33 protein-coding genes are annotated in these 19,189 nt (G+C 67.1%); 26 read left to right on the top strand and 7 right to left on the bottom strand.

Annotated elements, in window-relative coordinates; genetic code table 11:
• The first annotated feature begins 5 nt into the window (after nt 1–5).
• The 4 genes from ACWD4G_RS03740 (at nt 6) to ACWD4G_RS03725 (ending at nt 2,721) form a co-directional block, all read left to right on the top strand.
• The gene (locus ACWD4G_RS03740) at nt 6–1,313 is read left to right on the top strand and encodes a tail fiber domain-containing protein (RefSeq protein WP_451290558.1); all 1,308 of its coding nucleotides are present in this window, start codon (nt 6–8) and stop codon (nt 1,311–1,313) included.
• Nucleotides 1,310–1,657 (top strand): DUF2746 domain-containing protein, encoded by a 348-nt coding sequence (locus ACWD4G_RS03735; protein WP_451290557.1) that lies wholly within the window; start codon nt 1,310–1,312, stop codon nt 1,655–1,657. Before ACWD4G_RS03740 ends, ACWD4G_RS03735 begins: the two co-directional genes overlap by 4 nt.
• Before the next feature lie 69 nt (nt 1,658–1,726).
• Nucleotides 1,727–2,524 carry a peptidoglycan recognition protein family protein gene (locus ACWD4G_RS03730; RefSeq protein ID WP_451290556.1) on the top strand — a complete coding sequence of 266 codons (798 nt, stop codon included), beginning with the start codon at nt 1,727–1,729 and terminating at the stop codon, nt 2,522–2,524.
• Entirely contained in the window at nt 2,521–2,721 is a 201-nt protein-coding gene (locus tag ACWD4G_RS03725; RefSeq protein WP_451290555.1) for a DUF7439 family protein, read from the top strand. Before ACWD4G_RS03730 ends, ACWD4G_RS03725 begins: the two co-directional genes overlap by 4 nt.
• A 55-nt stretch (nt 2,722–2,776) precedes the next feature.
• Here ACWD4G_RS03725 and ACWD4G_RS03720 read toward each other — a convergent pair whose 3' ends face one another.
• The 3 genes from ACWD4G_RS03720 to ACWD4G_RS03710 all read right to left on the bottom strand — a co-directional run bounded on the left by ACWD4G_RS03720 (nt 2,777) and on the right by ACWD4G_RS03710 (nt 4,844).
• Nucleotides 2,777–3,106, bottom strand: coding sequence for a hypothetical protein (locus tag ACWD4G_RS03720; protein ID WP_451290554.1), 330 nt, complete (start codon nt 3,104–3,106; stop codon nt 2,777–2,779).
• Nucleotides 3,107–3,180: 74 nt separating this feature from the next.
• Nucleotides 3,181–3,855, bottom strand: a complete 675-nt coding sequence (locus ACWD4G_RS03715) for a hypothetical protein (protein ID WP_451290553.1) — start codon at nt 3,853–3,855, stop codon at nt 3,181–3,183.
• Between the two features lie 38 nt (nt 3,856–3,893).
• Nucleotides 3,894–4,844 carry a hypothetical protein gene (locus ACWD4G_RS03710; RefSeq protein ID WP_451290552.1) on the bottom strand — a complete coding sequence of 317 codons (951 nt, stop codon included), beginning with the start codon at nt 4,842–4,844 and terminating at the stop codon, nt 3,894–3,896.
• Between the two features lie 193 nt (nt 4,845–5,037).
• On the opposite strand from ACWD4G_RS03710, the gene ACWD4G_RS03705 reads away from it, so the two are divergent.
• From ACWD4G_RS03705 to ACWD4G_RS03610, 20 genes are all read left to right on the top strand, one after another.
• Complete coding sequence (locus ACWD4G_RS03705; protein ID WP_451290551.1) at nt 5,038–5,487, top strand: hypothetical protein; 450 nt, start codon at nt 5,038–5,040, stop codon at nt 5,485–5,487.
• A gap of 244 nt (nt 5,488–5,731) precedes the next feature.
• Nucleotides 5,732–6,163 carry a hypothetical protein gene (locus ACWD4G_RS03700; RefSeq protein WP_451290550.1) on the top strand — a complete coding sequence of 144 codons (432 nt, stop codon included), beginning with the start codon at nt 5,732–5,734 and terminating at the stop codon, nt 6,161–6,163.
• A complete protein-coding gene (locus ACWD4G_RS03695; RefSeq protein ID WP_451290549.1) occupies nt 6,160–7,092 on the top strand; it encodes a hypothetical protein in 933 nt (310 codons plus the stop codon). The genes ACWD4G_RS03700 and ACWD4G_RS03695 overlap by 4 nt, the downstream gene beginning before the upstream one ends.
• A 45-nt stretch (nt 7,093–7,137) precedes the next feature.
• The gene (locus ACWD4G_RS03690; RefSeq protein WP_451290548.1) at nt 7,138–7,623 is read left to right on the top strand and encodes a hypothetical protein; all 486 of its coding nucleotides are present in this window, start codon (nt 7,138–7,140) and stop codon (nt 7,621–7,623) included.
• A 5-nt stretch (nt 7,624–7,628) separates the two neighbouring features.
• Nucleotides 7,629–7,754 carry a hypothetical protein gene (locus ACWD4G_RS03685; RefSeq protein ID WP_451290547.1) on the top strand — a complete coding sequence of 42 codons (126 nt, stop codon included), beginning with the start codon at nt 7,629–7,631 and terminating at the stop codon, nt 7,752–7,754.
• Complete coding sequence (locus ACWD4G_RS03680; RefSeq protein ID WP_451290546.1) at nt 7,751–8,191, top strand: hypothetical protein; 441 nt, start codon at nt 7,751–7,753, stop codon at nt 8,189–8,191. The genes ACWD4G_RS03685 and ACWD4G_RS03680 overlap by 4 nt, the downstream gene beginning before the upstream one ends.
• A gap of 63 nt (nt 8,192–8,254) precedes the next feature.
• Entirely contained in the window at nt 8,255–8,665 is a 411-nt protein-coding gene (locus tag ACWD4G_RS03675) for a deoxycytidylate deaminase (RefSeq protein ID WP_451290545.1), read from the top strand.
• Nucleotides 8,649–9,512, top strand: a complete 864-nt coding sequence (locus tag ACWD4G_RS03670) for an AAA family ATPase (RefSeq protein WP_451290544.1) — start codon at nt 8,649–8,651, stop codon at nt 9,510–9,512. The genes ACWD4G_RS03675 and ACWD4G_RS03670 overlap by 17 nt, the downstream gene beginning before the upstream one ends.
• Nucleotides 9,513–9,527: 15 nt before the next feature.
• Nucleotides 9,528–9,905, top strand: coding sequence for a hypothetical protein (locus tag ACWD4G_RS03665; protein ID WP_451290543.1), 378 nt, complete (start codon nt 9,528–9,530; stop codon nt 9,903–9,905).
• Nucleotides 9,902–10,054, top strand: a complete 153-nt coding sequence (locus ACWD4G_RS03660) for a hypothetical protein (RefSeq protein WP_451290542.1) — start codon at nt 9,902–9,904, stop codon at nt 10,052–10,054. The genes ACWD4G_RS03665 and ACWD4G_RS03660 overlap by 4 nt, the downstream gene beginning before the upstream one ends.
• Nucleotides 10,051–10,467 (top strand): CHC2 zinc finger domain-containing protein, encoded by a 417-nt coding sequence (locus tag ACWD4G_RS03655; RefSeq protein WP_451290541.1) that lies wholly within the window; start codon nt 10,051–10,053, stop codon nt 10,465–10,467. The genes ACWD4G_RS03660 and ACWD4G_RS03655 overlap by 4 nt, the downstream gene beginning before the upstream one ends.
• A gap of 34 nt (nt 10,468–10,501) precedes the next feature.
• Nucleotides 10,502–10,966 carry a hypothetical protein gene (locus ACWD4G_RS03650; RefSeq protein WP_451290539.1) on the top strand — a complete coding sequence of 155 codons (465 nt, stop codon included), beginning with the start codon at nt 10,502–10,504 and terminating at the stop codon, nt 10,964–10,966.
• The gene (locus ACWD4G_RS03645) at nt 10,963–11,328 is read left to right on the top strand and encodes a hypothetical protein (protein WP_451290538.1); all 366 of its coding nucleotides are present in this window, start codon (nt 10,963–10,965) and stop codon (nt 11,326–11,328) included. The genes ACWD4G_RS03650 and ACWD4G_RS03645 overlap by 4 nt, the downstream gene beginning before the upstream one ends.
• Nucleotides 11,325–11,534 carry a hypothetical protein gene (locus ACWD4G_RS03640; protein WP_451290537.1) on the top strand — a complete coding sequence of 70 codons (210 nt, stop codon included), beginning with the start codon at nt 11,325–11,327 and terminating at the stop codon, nt 11,532–11,534. The genes ACWD4G_RS03645 and ACWD4G_RS03640 overlap by 4 nt, the downstream gene beginning before the upstream one ends.
• Nucleotides 11,535–11,537: 3 nt before the next feature.
• Nucleotides 11,538–12,737, top strand: a complete 1,200-nt coding sequence (locus ACWD4G_RS03635; protein ID WP_451290536.1) for a hypothetical protein — start codon at nt 11,538–11,540, stop codon at nt 12,735–12,737.
• Complete coding sequence (locus tag ACWD4G_RS03630; RefSeq protein ID WP_451290535.1) at nt 12,734–13,054, top strand: hypothetical protein; 321 nt, start codon at nt 12,734–12,736, stop codon at nt 13,052–13,054. The genes ACWD4G_RS03635 and ACWD4G_RS03630 overlap by 4 nt, the downstream gene beginning before the upstream one ends.
• Complete coding sequence (locus ACWD4G_RS03625) at nt 13,051–13,434, top strand: hypothetical protein (RefSeq protein WP_451290534.1); 384 nt, start codon at nt 13,051–13,053, stop codon at nt 13,432–13,434. Before ACWD4G_RS03630 ends, ACWD4G_RS03625 begins: the two co-directional genes overlap by 4 nt.
• A gap of 26 nt (nt 13,435–13,460) precedes the next feature.
• Nucleotides 13,461–13,817, top strand: a complete 357-nt coding sequence (locus tag ACWD4G_RS03620; protein WP_451290532.1) for a hypothetical protein — start codon at nt 13,461–13,463, stop codon at nt 13,815–13,817.
• Between the two features lie 2 nt (nt 13,818–13,819).
• Nucleotides 13,820–15,952 carry a ribonucleoside-triphosphate reductase, adenosylcobalamin-dependent gene (nrdJ, locus tag ACWD4G_RS03615; RefSeq protein ID WP_451290531.1) on the top strand — a complete coding sequence of 711 codons (2,133 nt, stop codon included), beginning with the start codon at nt 13,820–13,822 and terminating at the stop codon, nt 15,950–15,952.
• Between the two features lie 74 nt (nt 15,953–16,026).
• Complete coding sequence (locus ACWD4G_RS03610; protein WP_451290530.1) at nt 16,027–16,302, top strand: hypothetical protein; 276 nt, start codon at nt 16,027–16,029, stop codon at nt 16,300–16,302.
• Here the strand turns inward: ACWD4G_RS03610 and ACWD4G_RS03605 are convergent.
• The 4 genes from ACWD4G_RS03605 to ACWD4G_RS03590 are packed head-to-tail and all read right to left on the bottom strand — an operon-like array spanning nt 16,286 to nt 18,249.
• On the bottom strand, nt 16,286–16,477 hold the full coding sequence (locus ACWD4G_RS03605) for a DUF397 domain-containing protein (protein WP_451290528.1): 192 nt from the start codon (nt 16,475–16,477) through the stop codon (nt 16,286–16,288). The genes ACWD4G_RS03610 and ACWD4G_RS03605 overlap by 17 nt on opposite strands.
• Nucleotides 16,478–16,483: 6 nt before the next feature.
• Nucleotides 16,484–17,338, bottom strand: coding sequence for a helix-turn-helix domain-containing protein (locus ACWD4G_RS03600; protein WP_451290527.1), 855 nt, complete (start codon nt 17,336–17,338; stop codon nt 16,484–16,486).
• 7 nt (nt 17,339–17,345) lie between these two features.
• The gene (locus ACWD4G_RS03595) at nt 17,346–17,870 is read right to left on the bottom strand and encodes a DUF6879 family protein (RefSeq protein WP_451290526.1); all 525 of its coding nucleotides are present in this window, start codon (nt 17,868–17,870) and stop codon (nt 17,346–17,348) included.
• Entirely contained in the window at nt 17,842–18,249 is a 408-nt protein-coding gene (locus ACWD4G_RS03590; protein WP_451290524.1) for a hypothetical protein, read from the bottom strand. The genes ACWD4G_RS03595 and ACWD4G_RS03590 overlap by 29 nt, the downstream gene beginning before the upstream one ends.
• A 191-nt stretch (nt 18,250–18,440) precedes the next feature.
• Here ACWD4G_RS03590 and ACWD4G_RS03585 point away from each other — a divergent pair, with 191 nt between their 5' ends.
• Together ACWD4G_RS03585 and ACWD4G_RS03580 are read left to right on the top strand one after the other, a co-directional pair.
• Nucleotides 18,441–18,806 (top strand): hypothetical protein, encoded by a 366-nt coding sequence (locus ACWD4G_RS03585; RefSeq protein ID WP_451290523.1) that lies wholly within the window; start codon nt 18,441–18,443, stop codon nt 18,804–18,806.
• Nucleotides 18,803–19,036 (top strand): DUF7848 domain-containing protein, encoded by a 234-nt coding sequence (locus ACWD4G_RS03580; protein WP_451290521.1) that lies wholly within the window; start codon nt 18,803–18,805, stop codon nt 19,034–19,036. The genes ACWD4G_RS03585 and ACWD4G_RS03580 overlap by 4 nt, the downstream gene beginning before the upstream one ends.
• Nucleotides 19,037–19,189 lie beyond the last annotated feature (153 nt).

The following is a 19,189-nucleotide window of genomic DNA, read 5'->3' as shown; positions in this document are numbered from 1 at the left end:
CCCCTTTGGCTATAACCTCCTACCCCTTTGACGCTCAGGCCGTCACCGAGACGCAGTTCAGCCAGATGTTCCGCGAGTTCCAGGAGTCGGGGATCGTGGCGAGCTTCGGCGGGTCCGGCTTCACGGTCACCGCCGGCACCGGCATGAACCTCAACGTCTCCTCCGGACTGGCGTTCGTGCGCGGGCACATGGTGCAGTCCACCGCGACCGAGGTCGCGACCATTCCGGCCGCCAGCACTTCCATCCGGGTCGATCGGGTGATCCTGCGACTGGACCCCGCGTTGAACAGCATCGTCATCGCGGTGAAGCAGGGCACCGCGGGCTCGACGACTCCCCCGGCTCTGACCCAGACGGACACGGGCATCTACGAAATCGCTCTCGCCCAGGTCACGGTGAACGCGAACGTCACCTCCATCACGTCCGGGGACATCACCAGAACCCGCCCCTTCGTCGGGACGCGCATCCTGGTGTGGAACACCAACACTCGCCCCACATCCCCGCGCCTGGGACAGATCGGCTACAACGCCGACACGAGCGCCTTCGAGTTCTGGAATGACACGGCGTGGACACCTCTCATCGGCAACGTGAGCTGGGCGACGCTGACCGGCAAGCCCGCCACCTTCGCGCCGTCCACACACAGTCACCTGTGGGCGGACATCACCGACCGGCCCACGTCCTTGCCCCCGGCCGCGCACACGCACGACTGGACGCAGGTCACGGGCAAGCCGACGACTTTCGACCCGACCGCGCACGGTCACGCCTGGTCGGACCTGACCGGTGTCCCCTCGACCTTCGCCCCCTCGACGCACTCCCACACGTGGTCGAGCATCACCTCGAAGCCGACCACGTTCACGCCGTCGTCCCACACGCACTCGTCCTACCTGGAGTCCGGGGACACGATCGCCTGGTCCAACGGCACGAAGCGCGTGCACGCCGACTCCGTGTCCGGCTCGGGGACGTACTACGCGGTGTGGGTGCAGGGTGACGGCACCTTCGCGCGGAACACCTCGTCCCGCCGTTTCAAGCAGAACATCCGGGACATCGACATCGACCCCGATGCAGTTCTGTCCCTGCGTCCCCGCGTCTATGACCGGCGGCCGAAGGAAGACGGCGGCGAATACCTGCGGGACGAGTTCGGCCTGATCGCTGAAGAGGTCGCCGAGACGCTTCCCGAGATCGTCACCTACGACGAAGAGGGACGCATCGACGCCCTGCGCTACGACCTTCTCGGCGTGGCCCTCCTGTCCGTCGTGCAGGACCAGGCCGAGCGCATCGAGCGTCTGGAGCAGCTCGTAAGGGACATGTCCCGATGAGCCTTGACCCGAGCGTTCAGGTCGCGGCTGTCTCTGCCGGCGGCATGGTCACCGTGGCCCTGGTGGGCGTCCTCGTCGAGCTGGTCCGACGCCAGGGGACAGCCCTCAACGAAGTGCGCGAACACGCGCAAGAGGCCCGCGAACAGGTCTCCAACACCCACAGCACGAACCTGCGAGACGACCTCGACCGCGTGATCTCGGGACTCGATCAGGTCCTCGCGGGACAGGCCGAACACAGCCGGGACATCCGCGAGTTGCGCGCCGAGCTGTCCCACGAACGCAGCGAGCGCCTGGCCGTCGCCGAGCGTCTCGACACCCACATCTCCACAGCTGTCCCGCGCTGACGGCTGCCCCCTTACGTCCCTGCGGCCCCGCCTGGTGCGGGGCCTTTGTCATGCCCGGAGGTATGTCCCTTGTCTGTCTCGATCGTCTCCCGTAAGAGCTGGGGCGCGAAGCCCTGGAACGGCGACCCGGCCGACGTCCCACTGTCCAAGCGGACCGAGTTCTTCATCCACTACGACGGCGGTAACCCGATCAACTACACCGGGGTCAAGGTCCCGCAGGCGATCGAGCGCTCGCACCTGGCCCAGGGCTGGGCCGGGGTCGGCTACAACTTCGTCGTTGACCAGGACGGCACGATCTACGAAGGCCGCGGCTGGACCCTTCAGGGCGCGCACTGCCCTGAGCACAACGTCTCCGGTATCGGCGTTCAGATCGCCATCGGCGGGGACCAGAAGCCGAGCGACAAGGCCCTCGCGGCTGCGCGTGCGCTGTACGACGAGGCGTGCAAGAAGACCGGCCGGACCCTGACCAAGAAGGGTCACAAGGACGGCTTCGCGACCGCCTGCCCCGGCAAGCACCTGTACGAGTGGGTGGAGGCGGGCATGCCTGCACCGAAGGTTGCCGACCCCGAGAAGCCGAAGCCGCCGGCACCGAAGCCCACTCCGAAGCCCGCTTCGAACATCGTCGCCCTCAACCCGGCAGTGAAGCCCGGCGCTACGCACAAGCAGGTGCGCGAGCTTCAGCAGCTCCTCGTCAAGGCGGGGTACGGCCCCATCAAGGGCGCGTACACCGACTTCTACGGCCCGGAGACTCAGCGCGCCGTGGCCCGCTTCCACGACCGTAACCCGGCGTACCGCAGCGGCCTGCACGACCCGAAGATCGGGCCGAAGGGCTTCCTCGCGCTCCAGAAGCAGGCGGGCCGCCGATGAGCAAGCACCGACGCCCTGCGTCCCTTCTCCTGTCCGTCATGCCCGTCCGCTACCGCTCGCGCGCCGGGGCCGTCATCGCGGCCCTGGGCGTGATGGTGAGCGTCGCCGCCATCGTCTACGCCGACAAGCCCGAGGTCGCCGTCATCGTCCAGATCGCCACTGCCCTCGGCGTGGTCGAGCCCAGCGACGGCGAGTAGCACTGCGCCCCCCTGTTGGCCCTCACGGGTCGGCAGGGGGGCGCCTTTCTGCGTCTCAGGACTTCGCGGCTGCGGCCTGCTTGTCCGCCTCGATCTCTTCGAGGGTCTTGACCGGAGTCCGGCCGCGCCTGCGAGGCGTCGTCCTCTTCTCGGCAGCCTTCTTGGCGGGCGCCCGCCTCTGCGTAGGGGGCTTCGGCTCGGCAGGCTCAGGCTCGCTGTTCTCGACCACGGCCAGGTCGAAGACAGCGAGCACGGGGGCCGCGTCCTCGTCGCACAGGTCGCGGGTCACGGGCTTGCTCTCGTCGGCCGTGAGGCTGTAGCGAGTTGCGGGTCGATCCTGCCTCTTGCACTTGTCACACACGCGCACGGTGATCGTTACGTCCATCTCTCCGCTTCCTCGCCCATGGGGGACTCTCGCTGTACAGATTGTCCCCCATGAGCGGGTGCGGGTTGTAGTTGTCAGGCGGACTGGAGTCGCTTCAGGTAGCGGCTGCCGGTCCGGCGGTCACGACCCATGACCTTGGCCAGGTTCGGACCGTTGATCTCCTCGCCATCTGCGAGCAGGGTCTTCGCGGCCTCCTTGATCTCGTCGAGGCTGGGAGCCGGGCGACCGGGACGGCGACGGGCGCGAGCCTTGGCCACCTCGTCGACCGGCGGCTCGGTGCCGTCGAGGGTCGGCTGAACGGGCTCGGCGTCCTGGTCCTGGTCCTCGACGACCTGCGCGGCCTCCGCCGGCACATGCTTGGCGGCGCGGATGACCATGTGGGCGACGTGTCCGGCGACAATGGCGGGGACGGCGGAGACGGCGGCGACCAGCTCCTTCGAGGAGGTCATGTATCCGGCGGAGATCCAGTGCGCGACGACCTGACCGGCAAGGGTCATGCCCAGCGCACCCACGGCTCCCGCTATGGCGCTGCCCCGGCCCTTCTCTCCCTTGGCCCTGCTCTCGGTGAACCAGACCGCGACGACGGCGTACACGGACATGCAGACCGGCATACCGGCGGCGACCCACTCGTTCCATCCGGCCGTGCGGGCGAGCTGGTACTCGCCGGGGGCGGACATCGCGAGGGCGACGGCGAGCACCAGGCCGCCGACGACGTAGGCGTACCGGGGCATACGGGCAGGCGTAGACATGGGTGTGCCTTTCGAGGTGGTGCGGGTGAGGGAAGGGGTTACTGGGCCATGGCCGCGCGGGCAGCGCGGAAGGCGGCGAGGCCCTGGGGTGCGAGGGGGCCGGGCTCGGGGAGCGCGGGGGACTCCGGGGCGTCAGCGATCTCGCCCGTTTCGCAGTCGATCTCGAAGTACGCGGCGGTGCCGAGGGCGCACTCGTTGCAGATGCCGGCGTCCTGGCCTGCGGGCAGGAGGTTTCCGCAGCCCTCGGGGCAGTCGGTGTACGTCTTCCACTGCCGCTTGCGCTCGGGGCGCTTGCGGTCGAGGCGGTCGGCGATCAGGCGCGCGGCGGAGTAGACCTTCGAGGGAAGGCCCTGGGTCACGGCGTCGGTGATCTCGCCGATGGTGGCGCCACGGTCGAGCCAGTCAGCGACGGAGGGGGCGAGCTTGGCGACGTGTCGCTCGGACAGCTTCAGGCGGCTGTCGATGGCGGCGAAGCGGCGCAGGATGCGGGCGGCCTCGGCGGTCTGCTTGTCCCGCTTCTCGCTGGTGCCCTCCCTCTGCTCAGCCCCGGTCGGGGCGTCGCTGTCCTGCGGAGGGAAGGGAGGGATCTTTCCCCCGTCCTTAGAGGAGTTCCTTTCCCCCGAAGGGGACGTTCCCGCATCCGTGGCGCCCGCTGCACCGGTTCCCGGAGAGGCGGGAAGCGGAGAGAAGCTGTCCTGCGGCGTGTCGAAGACGTAGGTCTCGGTGCGGATGCGGCCCTGGTCGTCACGGTTGGTGACGCGGAAGTAGTAGCGCTCGCGGATCAGCTCGTCGAGCGCGTCCGAGATGCCCTTGCGGCCGACGCCGGGGTTGTTGTCGGCGAGGGTGCGCGCGTCTTCCTTCGCCCCGCTGGGGAGGCTGATCAGGTATTCGAGCAGGCCGCGGGCCGTGAAGGACAGCCGACGGTTCTGGGCGATGCCGTTTGGCACCACCGTGAAGTTCCCGGCGTGCCGGGTACGATGGATCTGCATTGGGAGTTACCGCTCCTGATGCCGGACCCCGGGGTGTTGGTAGCACCGCCGGGGTCGCCTGTTTAGTTTTGGACCAACTCTGTGTCCGGTCACAGCTTGACATGATCATCCGTCGTAGGTCAACCTTTACCTCGTCAGCTACAGGGTTGTACTCACCGACGAGATTGAGGCGACCATCACAGATGGGGGAGACATGCCGCCGAGGAAGATCCAAAATGAACAGGAAGTTATCCGCTGGTTCGAAGAGGGCCGTACGTACGAGTGGATGCAGCAGACCTACATCGACAAGTACGGGATCGAGACGACGATCCCCATGTGGGCTGCGTTCCGCCGACGGAAGGGCCTCGACCGGCGCAACCTCCGAGCCGATGACCTGCTCCCTTGGAAGATCAAGGCTGAGCACAGGCACCTCTACCCGGCGATCATGCTGCGCGCCGAGGCGCGACTAAGGGCCGGGCGCGAACTCAACGAGCGGGACGAGCGGCGTCTCGCGAACTGGAAGCAGACCCTCAAGGATGACGGCCTCGTTGTGCACTACGACGAGGAGACCGAGGAGGGGTTCTTCTACATCCCGCGCGAGGACACCGACACCGACCTGATCCGTCAGCCGAAGCTGAAGACCGGCAACCAGGCGCGTGACTAGTCTCCCCTTGTTCGATTCCCGTTCGAATCCACCCCCCGTCTGAGACCAGCGGGGGGTTTTCTCATCCTGAAGTCGTATAGGTCCCTGACCTGCGCCTGGATAGTGTGAACGTCATGTGGACGCCAGGCGTCCGCTTGGGGTGTGTCCGTGGGTGAGGTGCCGGACACGAGCAGTTGACACCGCATAAAGGGCCACGTAGAAAGGCCCTAGCAAGGTTCAATGTTTACACGCAGGGGGGTCCTTAATGCCGCTGACTTGGATAGAGCGCACTGGGGGCGAGGACTCGTACTGGCACGAGGGCTTCGACACGAAGTGCCTGTTCGTGCGCGACAAGGAAGACGTTCCTCACGAGGCGAGCCTGCCTGATCTCTACGCCCTCGGCGAGGACAGCATCGGTCGGTGGGTCCTTGCGGGTAGCAAGATTAACCTACCGCCTGGTATGGAGCTGGTCGGCGACAACGCCACTTGGGACCGGGCCCTGATCGTCCGGCCCGACACTCCCCCCGCGCTCATGCGCAAGGGCCTGGGCCTCGTCCACCTCCTCGGCCTTGAGGCGCTGGACGAGGACGAGTGCGAGCCCGAGGTTCTCGACGACGGATCGGTCCGCCTGTGGCTGGTCCCCATCGCACCTGAAGACCCCTTCGAGACTGACGAAGACCTGGAGGCCATCGCTTGAAGTTCATAGACCTGACGCCCGAGTTGACCGTCCCGCGCGACGGCTGGGACCGTCCGCTCGTCATCCCGAAGCAGGGAGGCAGACCGATTGCCCTGACCCGCACGACGACGTTCATCGACTGCCTCGAAGACAAGAGCGCGATCTCCACGTGGAAGTCGCGCATGACCCTGGTCGGCGCCGCGAAGCGTCCCGATCTGCTCGACGTGGTGAGGCAGCTCGACCCCGAGGAGCCCGAGGGAAAGCGCAGGCTCGACCAGCTCGCCGAACAGGCTCAGGACATCTCCGGGGCCAACGTGAAGCGGGAGAAGGGCACCCACCTGCACAAGCTCTCCGAGTACGTCGATGCAGGACAGCCACTTCCCGCCGGCACCTCCGCGCGGGATCAGCGCGACATGACCGCCTACCTGACGGAGACGATCGACTTCGAGGTCAGGGCCGTGGAGAAGTTCGTCGCCGTGCCTGACCTGCGGACGGGCGGCACGTTCGACCGGCTCCTCGAATACTCCGGGCCCGACCCGGACGGCGAGCACGTTGAGGGCCTGTTCATCGGCGACCTGAAGACGGGTTCCGTGGAGTACGGGAAGCTGAAGATGGCGATGCAGCTTGCCGTCTACTCGCGCGGCGAGTTCTACGACTACACCCGCTTCCCCGTGGACCCGGCCGACAAGAAGGCATTCGCGGCCTGGAAGAAGAGGGAGGTCCCGGCGGCAGAGGCCGCGGGGGCGTACACCCCTCTATCGGGGGTGTCCCAGAAGTGGGGCATCGTGATCAACCTGCCGGCGGGCTCGGGCGAGTGCACGCTTCACTGGGTCGACCTGGAGATCGGTTGGGCCGCTGCGTGCCTGGCGCTCGACGTGCGCGCGACCCGCAGCATGAAGGGCGCGATGCGCCCGTGGGTGAGGGGCGTCACGCAAGCGGATGCTGCATAACTTCGGCCCGCGTGTTAAGTTTGGACCCAGAGAGAGGGAGAGAGAGTGAAGGCAGATCAGGCGGAACTCGTGACGTCCTACGCGGACGGCACGATCGGCGTCACCATCAAGTACGGCAAGGGCTACGAGGACACCTGGGCGGTGTTCCGTGGCTCCGTGAGGCAGGTCCGCGAGCTGATCTGCGACTACTTCGGGTTCGAGTGTAAAGATGAGACCGGCCTCTCGCTGAGTGACCTCGTCGTGAATGCGACGAACCTCGCTCACGGCAAGGGCAACGTCGCCTCGATCCTCGACGCTCGGATCATCTCCGAGACTCCCTCGCAGCCCCAGGCGGACGACCCGTGGGCGGCTGCGTCTGCCCAGCCTGAGCAGCCGACCGGCAACGCGTCCGCCTGGATTCTCGGCGAGATCGAGAAGCAGACCAGCATCGCCGACCTCCAGAAGCTCTGGGCGGCGAACCAGGCGATGTTCTCCGACACCGCCGTGATGGCTGCCTACAAGGCCCGCGGCCGGGCCCTGAAGAACGGGTGACGCCCGTGCCTGCCGTGATCCTCGCCCTCGTCCTGGTCGTCTCCGCGCTGGGCTCCGTCATCACCCCGCGCCTTTCCGAGCCGACCCCCTACTACCGCAACGACACCCACACCGAAGGAGAAACCGAGTGACCCTGAACTTCGTCGAGATCCCCACCGCTGGCGGCGGCTGGTTCAAGCCCGCTGATGTGAAGGACGCGGTGGCGTTCCTGATCGAGGTCAACTCGTACGAGGCGCAGCGCCCCACCCCGAACGGCCCGAAGGACTCCGCGCTCTGCGATGTGACGGTCTTCAAGAGCGCCGAGGCGCTGGCCGCCCACTCGCCCGAGATCAACAAGGGAATGCGCATCGAGCAGACCCTTCTCGCCCGCGACCTGGAGAAGGTCGTCGGCAACGCGACGATCGTCAAGCTGGACCAGGTGCCGCCGAAGCGGCCGGGCGCCCACCCTGCCTGGGTCTGGCGTCCGGTGAACGACGCCAGTGTCCGCCAGGCCGTCATCGAGTACGCGAAGGCCCGCGAGGCCGCCGTTCAGGCCGCCGTCGCCGAGGCCCCGTCCTTCGACGACTGACACACGCGAGGAGCTGGGGGCCGGTCGCCTGGCTGGCCCCCGCCTCGCGGGTCTGGAGGACCCGTGCCCCGTCCCGACTGGGACTGCTGGGCCATGAGCATCGCCGAGACCGTCGCAACGCGTGCCGACTGCACGCGAGCGCAAGTCGGGGCCGTGCTCCTGTCCCGCACGAACCGCGTACTGAGCGTCGGCTACAACGGCCTGCCGGCGGGACTGCCCGGCTGCGCGACAGCCGCGAACTGCCCGCGCGGGCGGCTCACGGTCGATGAGTGCGCCCGCGATTCGGACTACTCGAACTGCGCGGCCGTCCATGCCGAGGCCAACGCCATTCACCACGCCAACCCGGCCGAGCTGCGCGGCTCGACCTTGTACGTCACCCGCAAGCCGTGCCCGGCCTGCATGACCCTGATCCGCTCGGCGGGAATCCGCCGCGTCGTCCACAGAGAGGAGCCGCTCAGTGCTGACCCCCGCTAGGTCGCTGGCGCTGCACGCCGAGTCGGGCAAGGAACTGCCTCGCGTCGAGGCGTTCGATGCCCTGTACGGCATGGGGTGCCGCCCGCGTCACGGCGAGGTCATCATGATCGCTGGCCGGTCGGGAACCCAGAAGTCCGGCTTCGCCCTGTACTGGGCCGCGATGATGAACCTGCCGACGCTGTACTTCAGCGCGGACATGTCGGCCTTCACCGCGTCGTCCCGCCTCGCGTCGATGGCGACCGGGGACACCACGGAAATGGTCGAGGCCGGTATGGCTGCGGGCGGACGGCACCGCCAGGAGTACCTGTCCGCCCTGGCGGGATCAAACATCACCTTCGCCTTCGGCTCGCCGATCACCTGGAAGAACATCGACGAGGAGCTGGAGGCGTTCATCGAGCTGTGGGACGCCTACCCGCAGGTCTTCGTCTTCGACAACCTGATGGACTTCGACTCGGCGGAGAGTGACTACACCGAGCAGATGGCCGTGATGAGCGGCCTTACCGAACTGGCCCGCGCGACCGGCGCGACCGTGATCGTCCTGCATCACGCGAGCGACAAGAGCTGGGAGGCGAAGTCCGACCCGTGGGCCCCGCCGTCCCGCGACCAGGTGAAGGGCGGCCTCTCCGAGAAGCCCGAGCTGTCTCTGTCCGTGGCTCTGGACCCGACCTCGCACGAGTACCGGGTCGCCGTGATCAAACAGCGCATGGGGCCCTGCGATCCCACGGCCAGGCGGTATGCGTCGATGCGTTGTCACCCCGAAGTGACGCGCTTCTCGAAGCTCGAACGCGCGGTGCCGGCGGCCACGCCCGCGAAGCCCTGGTCTCCCACAGACGCCCTGATCAAGTAGAGGTAGGTGTAAAGTTTGGACCCGATCGCCAAGCGCAACCGAGCGAACAAGCGCCGGGGCGCCGACTGGGAGATCGACCTCATGACGGGCCTCCGGTCTGTCGGCGAGGATGTCGAGCGGCTGCGGCTGACCGGCGCGGAGGACGAGGGCGACCTCGCCATACGTGAGGACGACGGCCTCTTCACGATCATCGAAGCGAAGAACGCGAAGTTCGAGCCGGGCCCGTTCCTCGACGAGGCCGCGCGTGAGCGCCTGAACTTCGCGAAGCATCGCGGTATCAGCCCGGACCGCGTGGAGTCGATCGTCGTCGTCAAGCGCCGGGGAAAGAACTGGCGGCAGGCTTTCGTCCTGACCACGGTCGAGGCGTACTTCGGCCTGGGCGATGCCGAGTGAACGCCACGACTTACGAAGAGGCCGCCGAGTACGAGCGCCTGGTCGAGGAGCTGGGGCACTTCGACGCGGAGACGGCAGGTGCGGCCGGGCTGGAGTCCCTCGGCTACGACGACCGCAAGGGGTGGTTCGTCGGCAGGCGGGTGCCGTGAGGTTCAGCCGGATCGACAGCGACCACGAGGACGGCGAGGAGAAGCCCACCCTCGAAGCGGTCTTCGAGCACTACGACATCGACTTCAACTCGCAGCGGGCAACCGGCATGACGCACTGCCCGCTGCACGAGGACGACACCCCGTCCTTCTCCTGGAACACCGACCGGCAGCTCTGGAAGTGCCACTCCTGCGGCAAGGGCGGCGACTCATTCACTCTGATCATGGAAAAGGAAGGCACTGACTTTGTCGGAGCACGAGCCCTTGCAGCCTCTCTCGCCTTCGCAACGCGAGATGCTGGAAGAGGCGACGAGCGCGTATCAGGCAGCTCTTACGCCGGGCGTCGCGCGGTATCTCCTCGACCGGGGAATCGGTCGCGAGGAGGCGGCTACACACCGGCTTGGCGTCGTCGGTGACCACCCGTTCCCCGGCCATGAGCGCTTCCGCGGAATGCTCGCGATCCCGTACCTCGACCGCAACGGCGCCCCTCTGACGGTCCGCTTCCGCTGCCTGGAAGACCACGACCACAGGGCCCACTTCCACGGGAAGTACAACACGATCAAGGACGATCCGCCCCGCATGTTCGGCATCGCCGACGTGCATCAGGCCGGGGACACCATCGACGTGACCGAGGGCGAACTCGACCGGATCATCCTGCGGAAGATCGGCCTTCACGCAGTCGCCATCCCCGGCGCCTCCCTCTGGCAGGGCAGGCACAGGCGAATGCTCGCGGGCTTCAACCGCGTACGGGTCTGGGGTGATCCCGACGACGCGGGCGCGGAGTTCACGGCCCGTATCTGCCGGTCCCTGCGGTCCGCCAAGGGCGTACGGCTGCGGGACGGAGACGTGACCGACACCTACATGCAGGGAGGCGCTCAGGCGCTTCTCGACCTGATCAAGGAGGACAGCCAGTGACCGAGACGACCATCAAGAAGACCACCCCCCGCAAGGCGCCGGCACGAAAGCCCGATCCGTTCGCAGCCGTCCTCGCCGAGGTCGGCGCGGCGGCCCGCAAGGTGGGTGACCTCCCCTCCGCTCTGGTCGGCGGCCACCTTCCCTCGCGCGGAGCCGAGAGCTACCGCAAGCGGGCCGAGGACTGGGACGCGATCAACGAGGCCCGCCAGGACGCCGGGACCTACGGTGTTGACGGCCTGGCCGTACAGGTCGCCTTCTCCGCGTTCGGCGGGCGCACAGCCGAAGACATCCGCGAGGGCCTCGTCCGGCTGGCCTCGCTCGCACTCGCGGCCGTCGAGCAGATCGACAGGGAAGGCGAGTGAGCGAGGCCCTGCCGGGCAGCCCCGGCCCCACGTTGAAGCGCATCTACGAGGAACTGGAGCCAGACGTACGGGAGACCGTCGTCCTGCGACTCCTCGACATCGGCTCGTCTGCCGAGCGCCTGGCCCTCGTCCTCCGCAAGCACGGGCACACCGTGTCCGCTTCCACGATCCGCACGTACCGCCGCTCTCTCCGGGATGGGATGTAAACTTTGGACCGCTCCGAGCTGCTGAACGACCTTCTCCGTACACCGTCCGCCCCGGCCGTTCCCGGCCGCCAGGTCGACCCCGAGAAGGACTTCACCCGTCAGATAGAGGTGTCGGGCGACGCGGCCGAGGTGACCGTCCGAGGCCCGGAGGGAATCGACCCCGAGTCCACGGCGGCCGACGTACTCCGCGCGCACCACCTTGACCCCGCCGAGTGGGAGATCACCGGCTTCCGGTCGAGCGAGTGGACCATGCCGAACGGCGAGCCGGGCGTCTCCGCCCGCTTCTCCTTCGGCCGCCGCAAGGTGCCGGCGGTTCTCGATCGACCCAATGTCGACGAACTGCTTCGTGTTTTCGAGGAGCACACCCCGGCGCCCCGCTCGGCGGAGCCCGAAGACGGCGAGTGGACGTACGTAATCGCCCTCGGCGACATGCAGTTCGGCAAGGTCGACGGCGACGGCTACGAAGGCACCCTGCACCGCGCGATGGACTGCATCGACAAGGCCGCCGAGCTGCTGTCTCAGTACCGGTGGCGGTACAAGATCGAGCACGTCCACCTCGCCTGGCTCGGCGACCACATCGAAGGCTTCGTCTCGCAAGGCGGCTCGAACGTGGCCCGGACACAGCTCACGCTCACCGAGCAGATCCGCTTGACCCGTCGCCTCATGACGTACGCGATCCTCCGCCTGGCCCCGCTGGTGGCCCGGCTGACGGTCGTCGCGGTGCCCGGCAACCACGGCGAAGCCGTCCGCGTGAACGGCAAGGGCGTCACCCGCTACGACGACAGCCACGACACCGACGCCCTGATCTCTGTCGGCGAGGCCCTGGCCCTGGCAGGCGAGGAGTACGCGCACGTCGAGGTGTACGTCCCCAACACGGACGAACTGACCGTCGTCGTCGAGTGCTCGGGAACGGTCGTCGCCCACGCCCACGGCCATCAGTGGCGGCCGGGCAAGCACTTCGAGTGGTGGCGGGGCCAGGCGTTCGACAAGACGAGCGCGATGCACACCGCTGACCTGCTTCTCGCCGGTCACCTGCACCACGAGTTCATCGACACGGACGGCCCGAGGACGTTCATCCAGGTCCCCGCCATGGAGTCCGAGTCGACTTGGTGGCGGCATCTGAAGGGCACGCGCGGGGCGCCCGGCCTGCTGGCCATGGTCACGAAGGACGGCGCCGTACCGGTCAAGGAAGTGATCCGGTGACGGCCCCCGACTGGCGGGTCCTGGACCTGCCCGAGGTGGCGGCCCTCGCGGGCCGGGCCGCTCGCCGCATCGCGGACGGCTACGAGGACACGCTGACGATGGAGTACGAGGACGCCCGGCAAGAGGCGTTGATCATCCTGGCGACCAAGCCCGCGATGGTGAACGAGTGCCTGGCCGACCCGAACCTCGGGCTCGGCGTCCTCTATCACCGCCTGGTCCTCGATCTCGTCGACCGCGTGAAGACCGAGGCCCGGCGCCGCATCCGCCACACCTCCTACGAGGCGGCCTGCGACGCGGCCGAGAAGGGGCGTGTGTGAGCGGGTACGAACGACGCCTCGTCGAACACCTGCTTCCGGCCGTATGGGACGTGGAAGCCGCCTACGGCATCCGCAACCCCACAGCCCCGGACGCGGACATGCCGAAGGGGACCGTCGACAAGAAGGCCGCGGGGACCTTGTTCGCCCACCTCGCCGACGTCCGGCGCGGCTGGAAGACGGCCCCCCTCTCCCTGGGCGAGCGGCGGGCGCTGTTCATGCGCTTCGCCCTCGACTGGGAGGACCAGCGGATCGCGGCCCGCGAGGCGGTCACCGACCGGGCCATCCGCTACCGCCTTGAGCGTGGCGTCGGCAAGCTCGCCGCCCACCTCAACGGCACTGACTACATCGACAGTTACGACGAATTGGAGACCGCAGCTTGAGCGAGCCCCTGCCCGAGGAGCCGACTGTGGAACCGCCCGCTGGCATGAGCCCGGAGGACTACGAGTTCTGGGACGACGCGAGCCTGACCTACTACGAACGCCGAGCGGACGGCACTGTCATCGCCCGGCCCTACACCGAAGGCGAAGTCTCCCAGCACCAGGACGAGTTGGCCCTCGACGGCCTGCACGCAGAGGCCACGTTCGCGATCGATTACCTCGACGAGCGGATCGACCTGAGCCTCGCCTATCTGGCCCTGCCTGCGCCAACCGGCGAGGAGACGGCGGCACAGATCAGGGTCCTGTCCGACCTCGCGGCCTACAGCGCCGGAACTCTGAAGCGATTGATCAAGGTGCTGTCCGTCATGTTGAACAAGCCGGTCTGACCGTGGCCGAGCTGCTGACCACCGCCCACCAGAAGGAGAACCTCATCACCACCGCAGTTCCGTTCGGTCCCACTGGCCAGACCGTGTACGAGCGCACCTACAGCCGCACGAAGGCGGACGGCTCCCGCGAGACGTGGCCCGAGACCGTCCGTCGCGTCGCCGCCGGCAACCTCTCGCTCGTCTACGGCCCAGCCGAGGGCTGGAGCGAAGGTGTGCGGGCCGAGCATGACGAGCTGGTCGAGCTGATGGACCGCTTCGCCGTGCTGCCCGCTGGCCGCCACCTGTGGGCGAGCGGCGTGAAGGGGAGGCAGTACCTCTTCAACTGCCATGTCAGCGGGTGGGGCGAGAAGCTCAGCCGCCACTTCGAGTTCACGTTCATGAGGCTCATGGAAGGGGGAGGCGTCGGGGCCAACTACTCGACCCGCTTCCTTAAGCCGTACGGCGCACCTCGCCGACCCCTGACCCTGCACATCGTGTGCGACCCCAGCCACCCCGACTTCGAGGACATGAAGTCTGCCGGCGTCCTGTCTGCGGACTACGACTCGGACTGGGCCGGAGCCTTCGAAGTCGAGGACTCCCGCGAGGGCTGGGCCGCCGCGCTCGTCGACCTGATCGACACCTTCATGACCGACGACGAGGTGAAGCACCGCGACCGCGTGTACGACGTGTCGCGCGTGCGCGGGAAGGGCGCCCGCCTGAAGACCTTCGGCGGCGTCGCCTCGGGCCCGGCCCCGTTCGCCCGCATGATGCAGGAGATCGGCCGCGTCCTGTCCAATGCCGCCGACGAGGTGGGCGAGTGGGCGGTCGAGCCGTACATCACCCCGACCGAGGCCATGGAGATCGACCACGCCATCGCGGAATGCGTGGTCTCGGGCGGGAACCGGCGCTCGGCCCGTATGGCGATCTGCGCATGGGACGACCCGCACATCGGGGAGTTCCTCGCCTGCAAGCAGGACCCCTCGAAGCACTGGACCACGAACATCAGCGTCGAGATCGACCAGGACTTCATCGACTACCTGACCGGCGAGAAGCACGACGACTTCGGCCCCGGCGGGAACGAGTTCGCCTACATGGTGCACCGCAAGGTGGTCGAGGGGATGCTGAAGAACGGCGAGCCCGGCTACTGGAACTCGACCGCCTCGAACGTCGGCGAGCCGGGCGAGGTCGTTGCCACGAATCCCTGCGGCGAGATCGCGCTCATGCCCTGGGAGAACTGCAATCTCGGGCACATCAACCTCGACGCTTTCGTACTCGACGGCCACGAGGCGTACGACGAGACGGGCCTGAAGAGGGCGCACGAGCTGATGGCCCGCTTCCTTGTCCGCGCGACGTACGGCGACGTGAACGACGCCGAGCAGGCCGAGCGCCTGGCCGCACAGCGCCGGATCGGCGTCGGCCACCTGGGCGTGCAAGGCTTCCTCGCCAAGCAGGGCATCCGCTACAGCGAAGCGCCGGCACACACCCGCTTCCGGCTCCTCCTTGGACGCCTGAAGAGGACCGTCCGCCAGGCCGCCCGCGACTACGCCTTCGAGCTGCGGATACCGGAGCCGGTCAAGGTGACCACGGTCGCCCCCACCGGCACGGTTGCGAAGATGCCGGGCGTCACGGAAGGCATCCACCCCGTCTATGCCCGGACCTTCCTGCGGCGCGTGCGATTCTCGATGGCTGACCCGGACCAGGCCGCCAAGGTCGCCGCCTTCGAGTTCGAGGGGTGCAAGGTCGAGCCGTGCGTCTACGACCCCAGCGGGAACACAATGGTCGTCGAGTTCCCGACACTGGACAAGCTCGTCGCCGAGGTCGAGGCGCGCGGCTACCCGGCGGGCCTGGTGGAGTCGGCCGACGAGCTGAGCCTCGACGACATGCTCGCCTTCCAGGCGATGTACCAGGCCGAGTACGCGGACAACGCGGTGAGCTTCACCGCGAACGTGCCCGAGGGCCTGGACCTGGACGACACGGCCGACGTGATCGAGAGGTGGCTTCCCCATCTGAAGGGGACGACGGTCATGGTCGACGGGACCAGGCCGCAGGCTCCGTACGAGCGGATCACCCGCGAGGAGTTCGACGAGTACGAGTCCTATCGGGTCGAGGACTCGACCGACGAGGACTGCGCGAGCGGCGCCTGCCCGATCCGATAACTGCCCTACACAGCACACCAGTTGGCCCCCGATTTCGGGGGCCTTTCTGGCGTTTCCGCAGGTAGGATGCGTGCATGACGTTCAAGATGACATGGGCGATGGCTGGCGAGCACGCGGACGAATGGACCGGGTTCGGCTACGGCGAGGCGGGCAGGACCCTCCGGGATCGCGTAGGCGCAGCGGTCGCCGCGAGCGGCATGTCCAGTGAGGCGCAGGAGCACTTCCGCACGACGTTTATCGCGCCCCTCGTCAAGGGCATCGCGACCGAGGGGTACGACGCTATGCGGGCAGGGCGTCAGTGGAGCAAGGCCGCTGGCCCGCTGCTCGTCGTCCTCACCCCGGCAGCCTGACCTCCGGCGCGAACTCCACGAAGGCCGTCCAGGATGACGGCGGGAAGGTCAGGGTTCCGCCGTCGCGGTCCTTCGTGTCTCGGACCATGACCTTCTCCGGGTCGTTGTCGGCGACCTCGACGCAGCTATCAGACTTCGTGTAAGAGCTGGTCCGCCAGTTCGGTTCCACGGTCATCTTCTCCTAGTCGGTCGGCATTCGATCAAAGTGCTGAATAGCGGCAAATATGAGGTCTCGAACAGCGGCCCCGTAGACCGCCGATTGCTGCAAGAGGGCGAACGCCTTGGCGTACAGCTCGATCTCACGCGGTTGCGTGACTGAGAACTCGGCCGAGTACGTCTCGACGAGGACGAGCTTGTCATCGAACATCGAGAAGGAATTGCCAGGCCAGATGCGCATGGGGGCAGACCGCGGGACGATGCCCAGGCTCAGGCGAGCGAGCCGCATCACCGCCAACAGGCGGTCGAGTTGTCCCTTCATTACCTCTGCTCCGCCGAAGTTGGTGTACAGCGCTTGCTCGGCGAGCAGCACGTTGAAGATCCGGTCGCCCTGGTACAGGTACTGCTGACGTTCTAGCCGCTTGGCCGTGGCGGCTTCCGTGTCGTCGGGGATCTCGTAGTAGTCGCGGACCTGCATGAAGGTCTCGGCCGCGTACTCGGCAGTCTGGAGCGTCCCCCAGATGAGAGTGGGGTGCCAGATCCGGAAGACCTTGGTCTTCGAGTAGACGGGCAGGGCTGCCTTCTGCCTCTTCTCCGCGCCGGTCGCCAGTTGCCGGCGCCACTCAAGCCACAGCTCGTCGATATGACGCACTGTGGCGATCAGGTCGTCCACCTGGTCTTCGTGGTGGGTCGTGCCGCACCAGGTACGGATGTCCTGCTCGCTCGCGTTCTGCTTCCCGTTCTCGATCCGGGAAACCTTGGACTCCGCCCACCCGGTAGCCAGCGCGAATGCCCGGCCGCTCTCGAACCCCGCATCCTTGCGGAATCCGCGAAGCCGGGCACCCAGCGCCTCTCGTGCTTCTTGTGCTTGGTTGCTCACTGAAGGGTCAGGGCTTGTACTCGGCGTGCGGGATGGCGACGGCCCAGAGCAGGTCGCGCAGACGGATGCACTCGGCCACGGTGTCGGGGTCTTCGACGATCTCCGACCCGAGTACGCGCCCCTCAGCGTCGAAGTGGCCCACGGCGAGAAGGCGATCGTCGTACAGCCACCAGTCGTTCCCTTGCAGGGGGAACGTGACGCCCTCGGGGAGCATGTGTCGCGGCAGCCACCGGATGTCCTCGCCGACCTCGATGTTGAGATCCGTGAGCGAGTGCTCCCAGGTGACGTACTGGCTGTGCGGCTCGGTGATCACTCGGACGCGACGCACCGTCTTGCCCTCGCCCGTGACGCGCTTCATGAGCGCCTTCCACTCGTCGAGCCAGGAGAGGTCGTCGGGCTCGCCCCTCTTCCATCGGGCGTACGGAGTGTCCTCGATGGGCGACCCGTAGTCGTCCCTCAGCTCCAAATGGAAGGCATCGCGTTCGAACTGGTTGAACAGCTCGTCACGCTGTGCGGGAGTGATCAGGTCCACTGTCTTCCTCCAGTAGGGCCGTGATCGAGGACTTGGGGACCTCGATGCAGGTCTCATAGTCGGGCATGCGCATCTGGCTCAAGGCTTCGGCGTCGTGCATCTCCGGGCCTTGCAGGACGCATGTTCCCTGTTCGGTGACGAGCATGATCGGGGCGTCGAACTTCTTGATCTCGCCGGACGCCTGGCCATCCTTGGTCAGGTGCTCGAACAATTCGGCCGGCACCTCGATGACGGTCTGCCCCGCCGGCACTTCGAGCTGCATGAGCAAGTCGTTCGCGTACACCTTCCAGCCTTGGATGACGTAGCTGTCCTGGTCACTGGCGTACAGGGTGGGACTGTCTCCGGGGGTGGAGTTCTTCCCCAAGAACGTTAGCTGCATGGCTGCTCTCCCGTCCGCTGTCTTGCGCCGGATTGCGCGACACACTGATGGTCGCGAGCCCGTTCGAGGCCGTCAATCAGCTTGCTGCAAACTCGCGCAATCTGCTTGGGACTTGGGCTCCGCCCGCTCTACGTTCGTCCTCAGACCCAACCCGCACAGGCGGCATTGAGGGGAGAAGCGTGGTGGCGAGCGTGACTGATGAACGTGCAATCACAGAGGCCGAGGTCAGCAGCTTGCCCACCGACGTGGAGACGATCTCTGCGACCGTCGCTCTGGTTGGGGACATGGCCCTCAGCACGTCGAGGCGCGAGGACATCGACGCCAGAACCGACGAGCTGATCGGACACTTGAACCTGCTCCGGAGTCAGTGCCTCGGTGAGGACGAGAACCAGGACACCTTGAAACTCCTGCGCCTGGTGGACAGGCACTTGGCGATGGGCAACCGGCCGTCGAGACGCGCGCAGGCCCACGAGGCGTTCAACTACATGCACGACTCGGCCATTTTCACCAAGGCCCTGCTTGCGGCGTACGAGATGCACGGAAGCGCCACATCGTGAGGGCACTCCTGCGGTTCGTGAACTACACGACCACCCGAGATCCTCAAGGAGAAGTCACCTATAAGGCGCGCTGCGTCTCCGGAGACGAAGAGGAGTGCGGGGCCGAGTCCGAGGTGCTGGGCGATGACGAGGCCGCGAACGACTGGATAGCCGAGCACACCGCCGCGACCGGCCACAAGCGGTACAAGCGGACCTTCGAGGACTATGCGCTCGTGGAGCCCAAGCCGTGACTGGCCGAAGGTGGTTGCCGGGAATCTGCTGGCTCTGCCGTAGAGCAGATCAGCTCGTGGTCTTCATAGGCCCGATCACGGTGAACGGCATAACCGCCCCTGGTTTCGCCTGTGCGGGCTGCTGTGACTGGTCACAGCGTTACGTCAACGCCT

Source organism: Streptomyces sp. NPDC002643 (genome assembly GCF_053592555.1).
The sequence above is the reverse complement of the archived record's forward strand: the minus strand, read 5'-3'. Positions and strand labels throughout refer to the sequence as shown.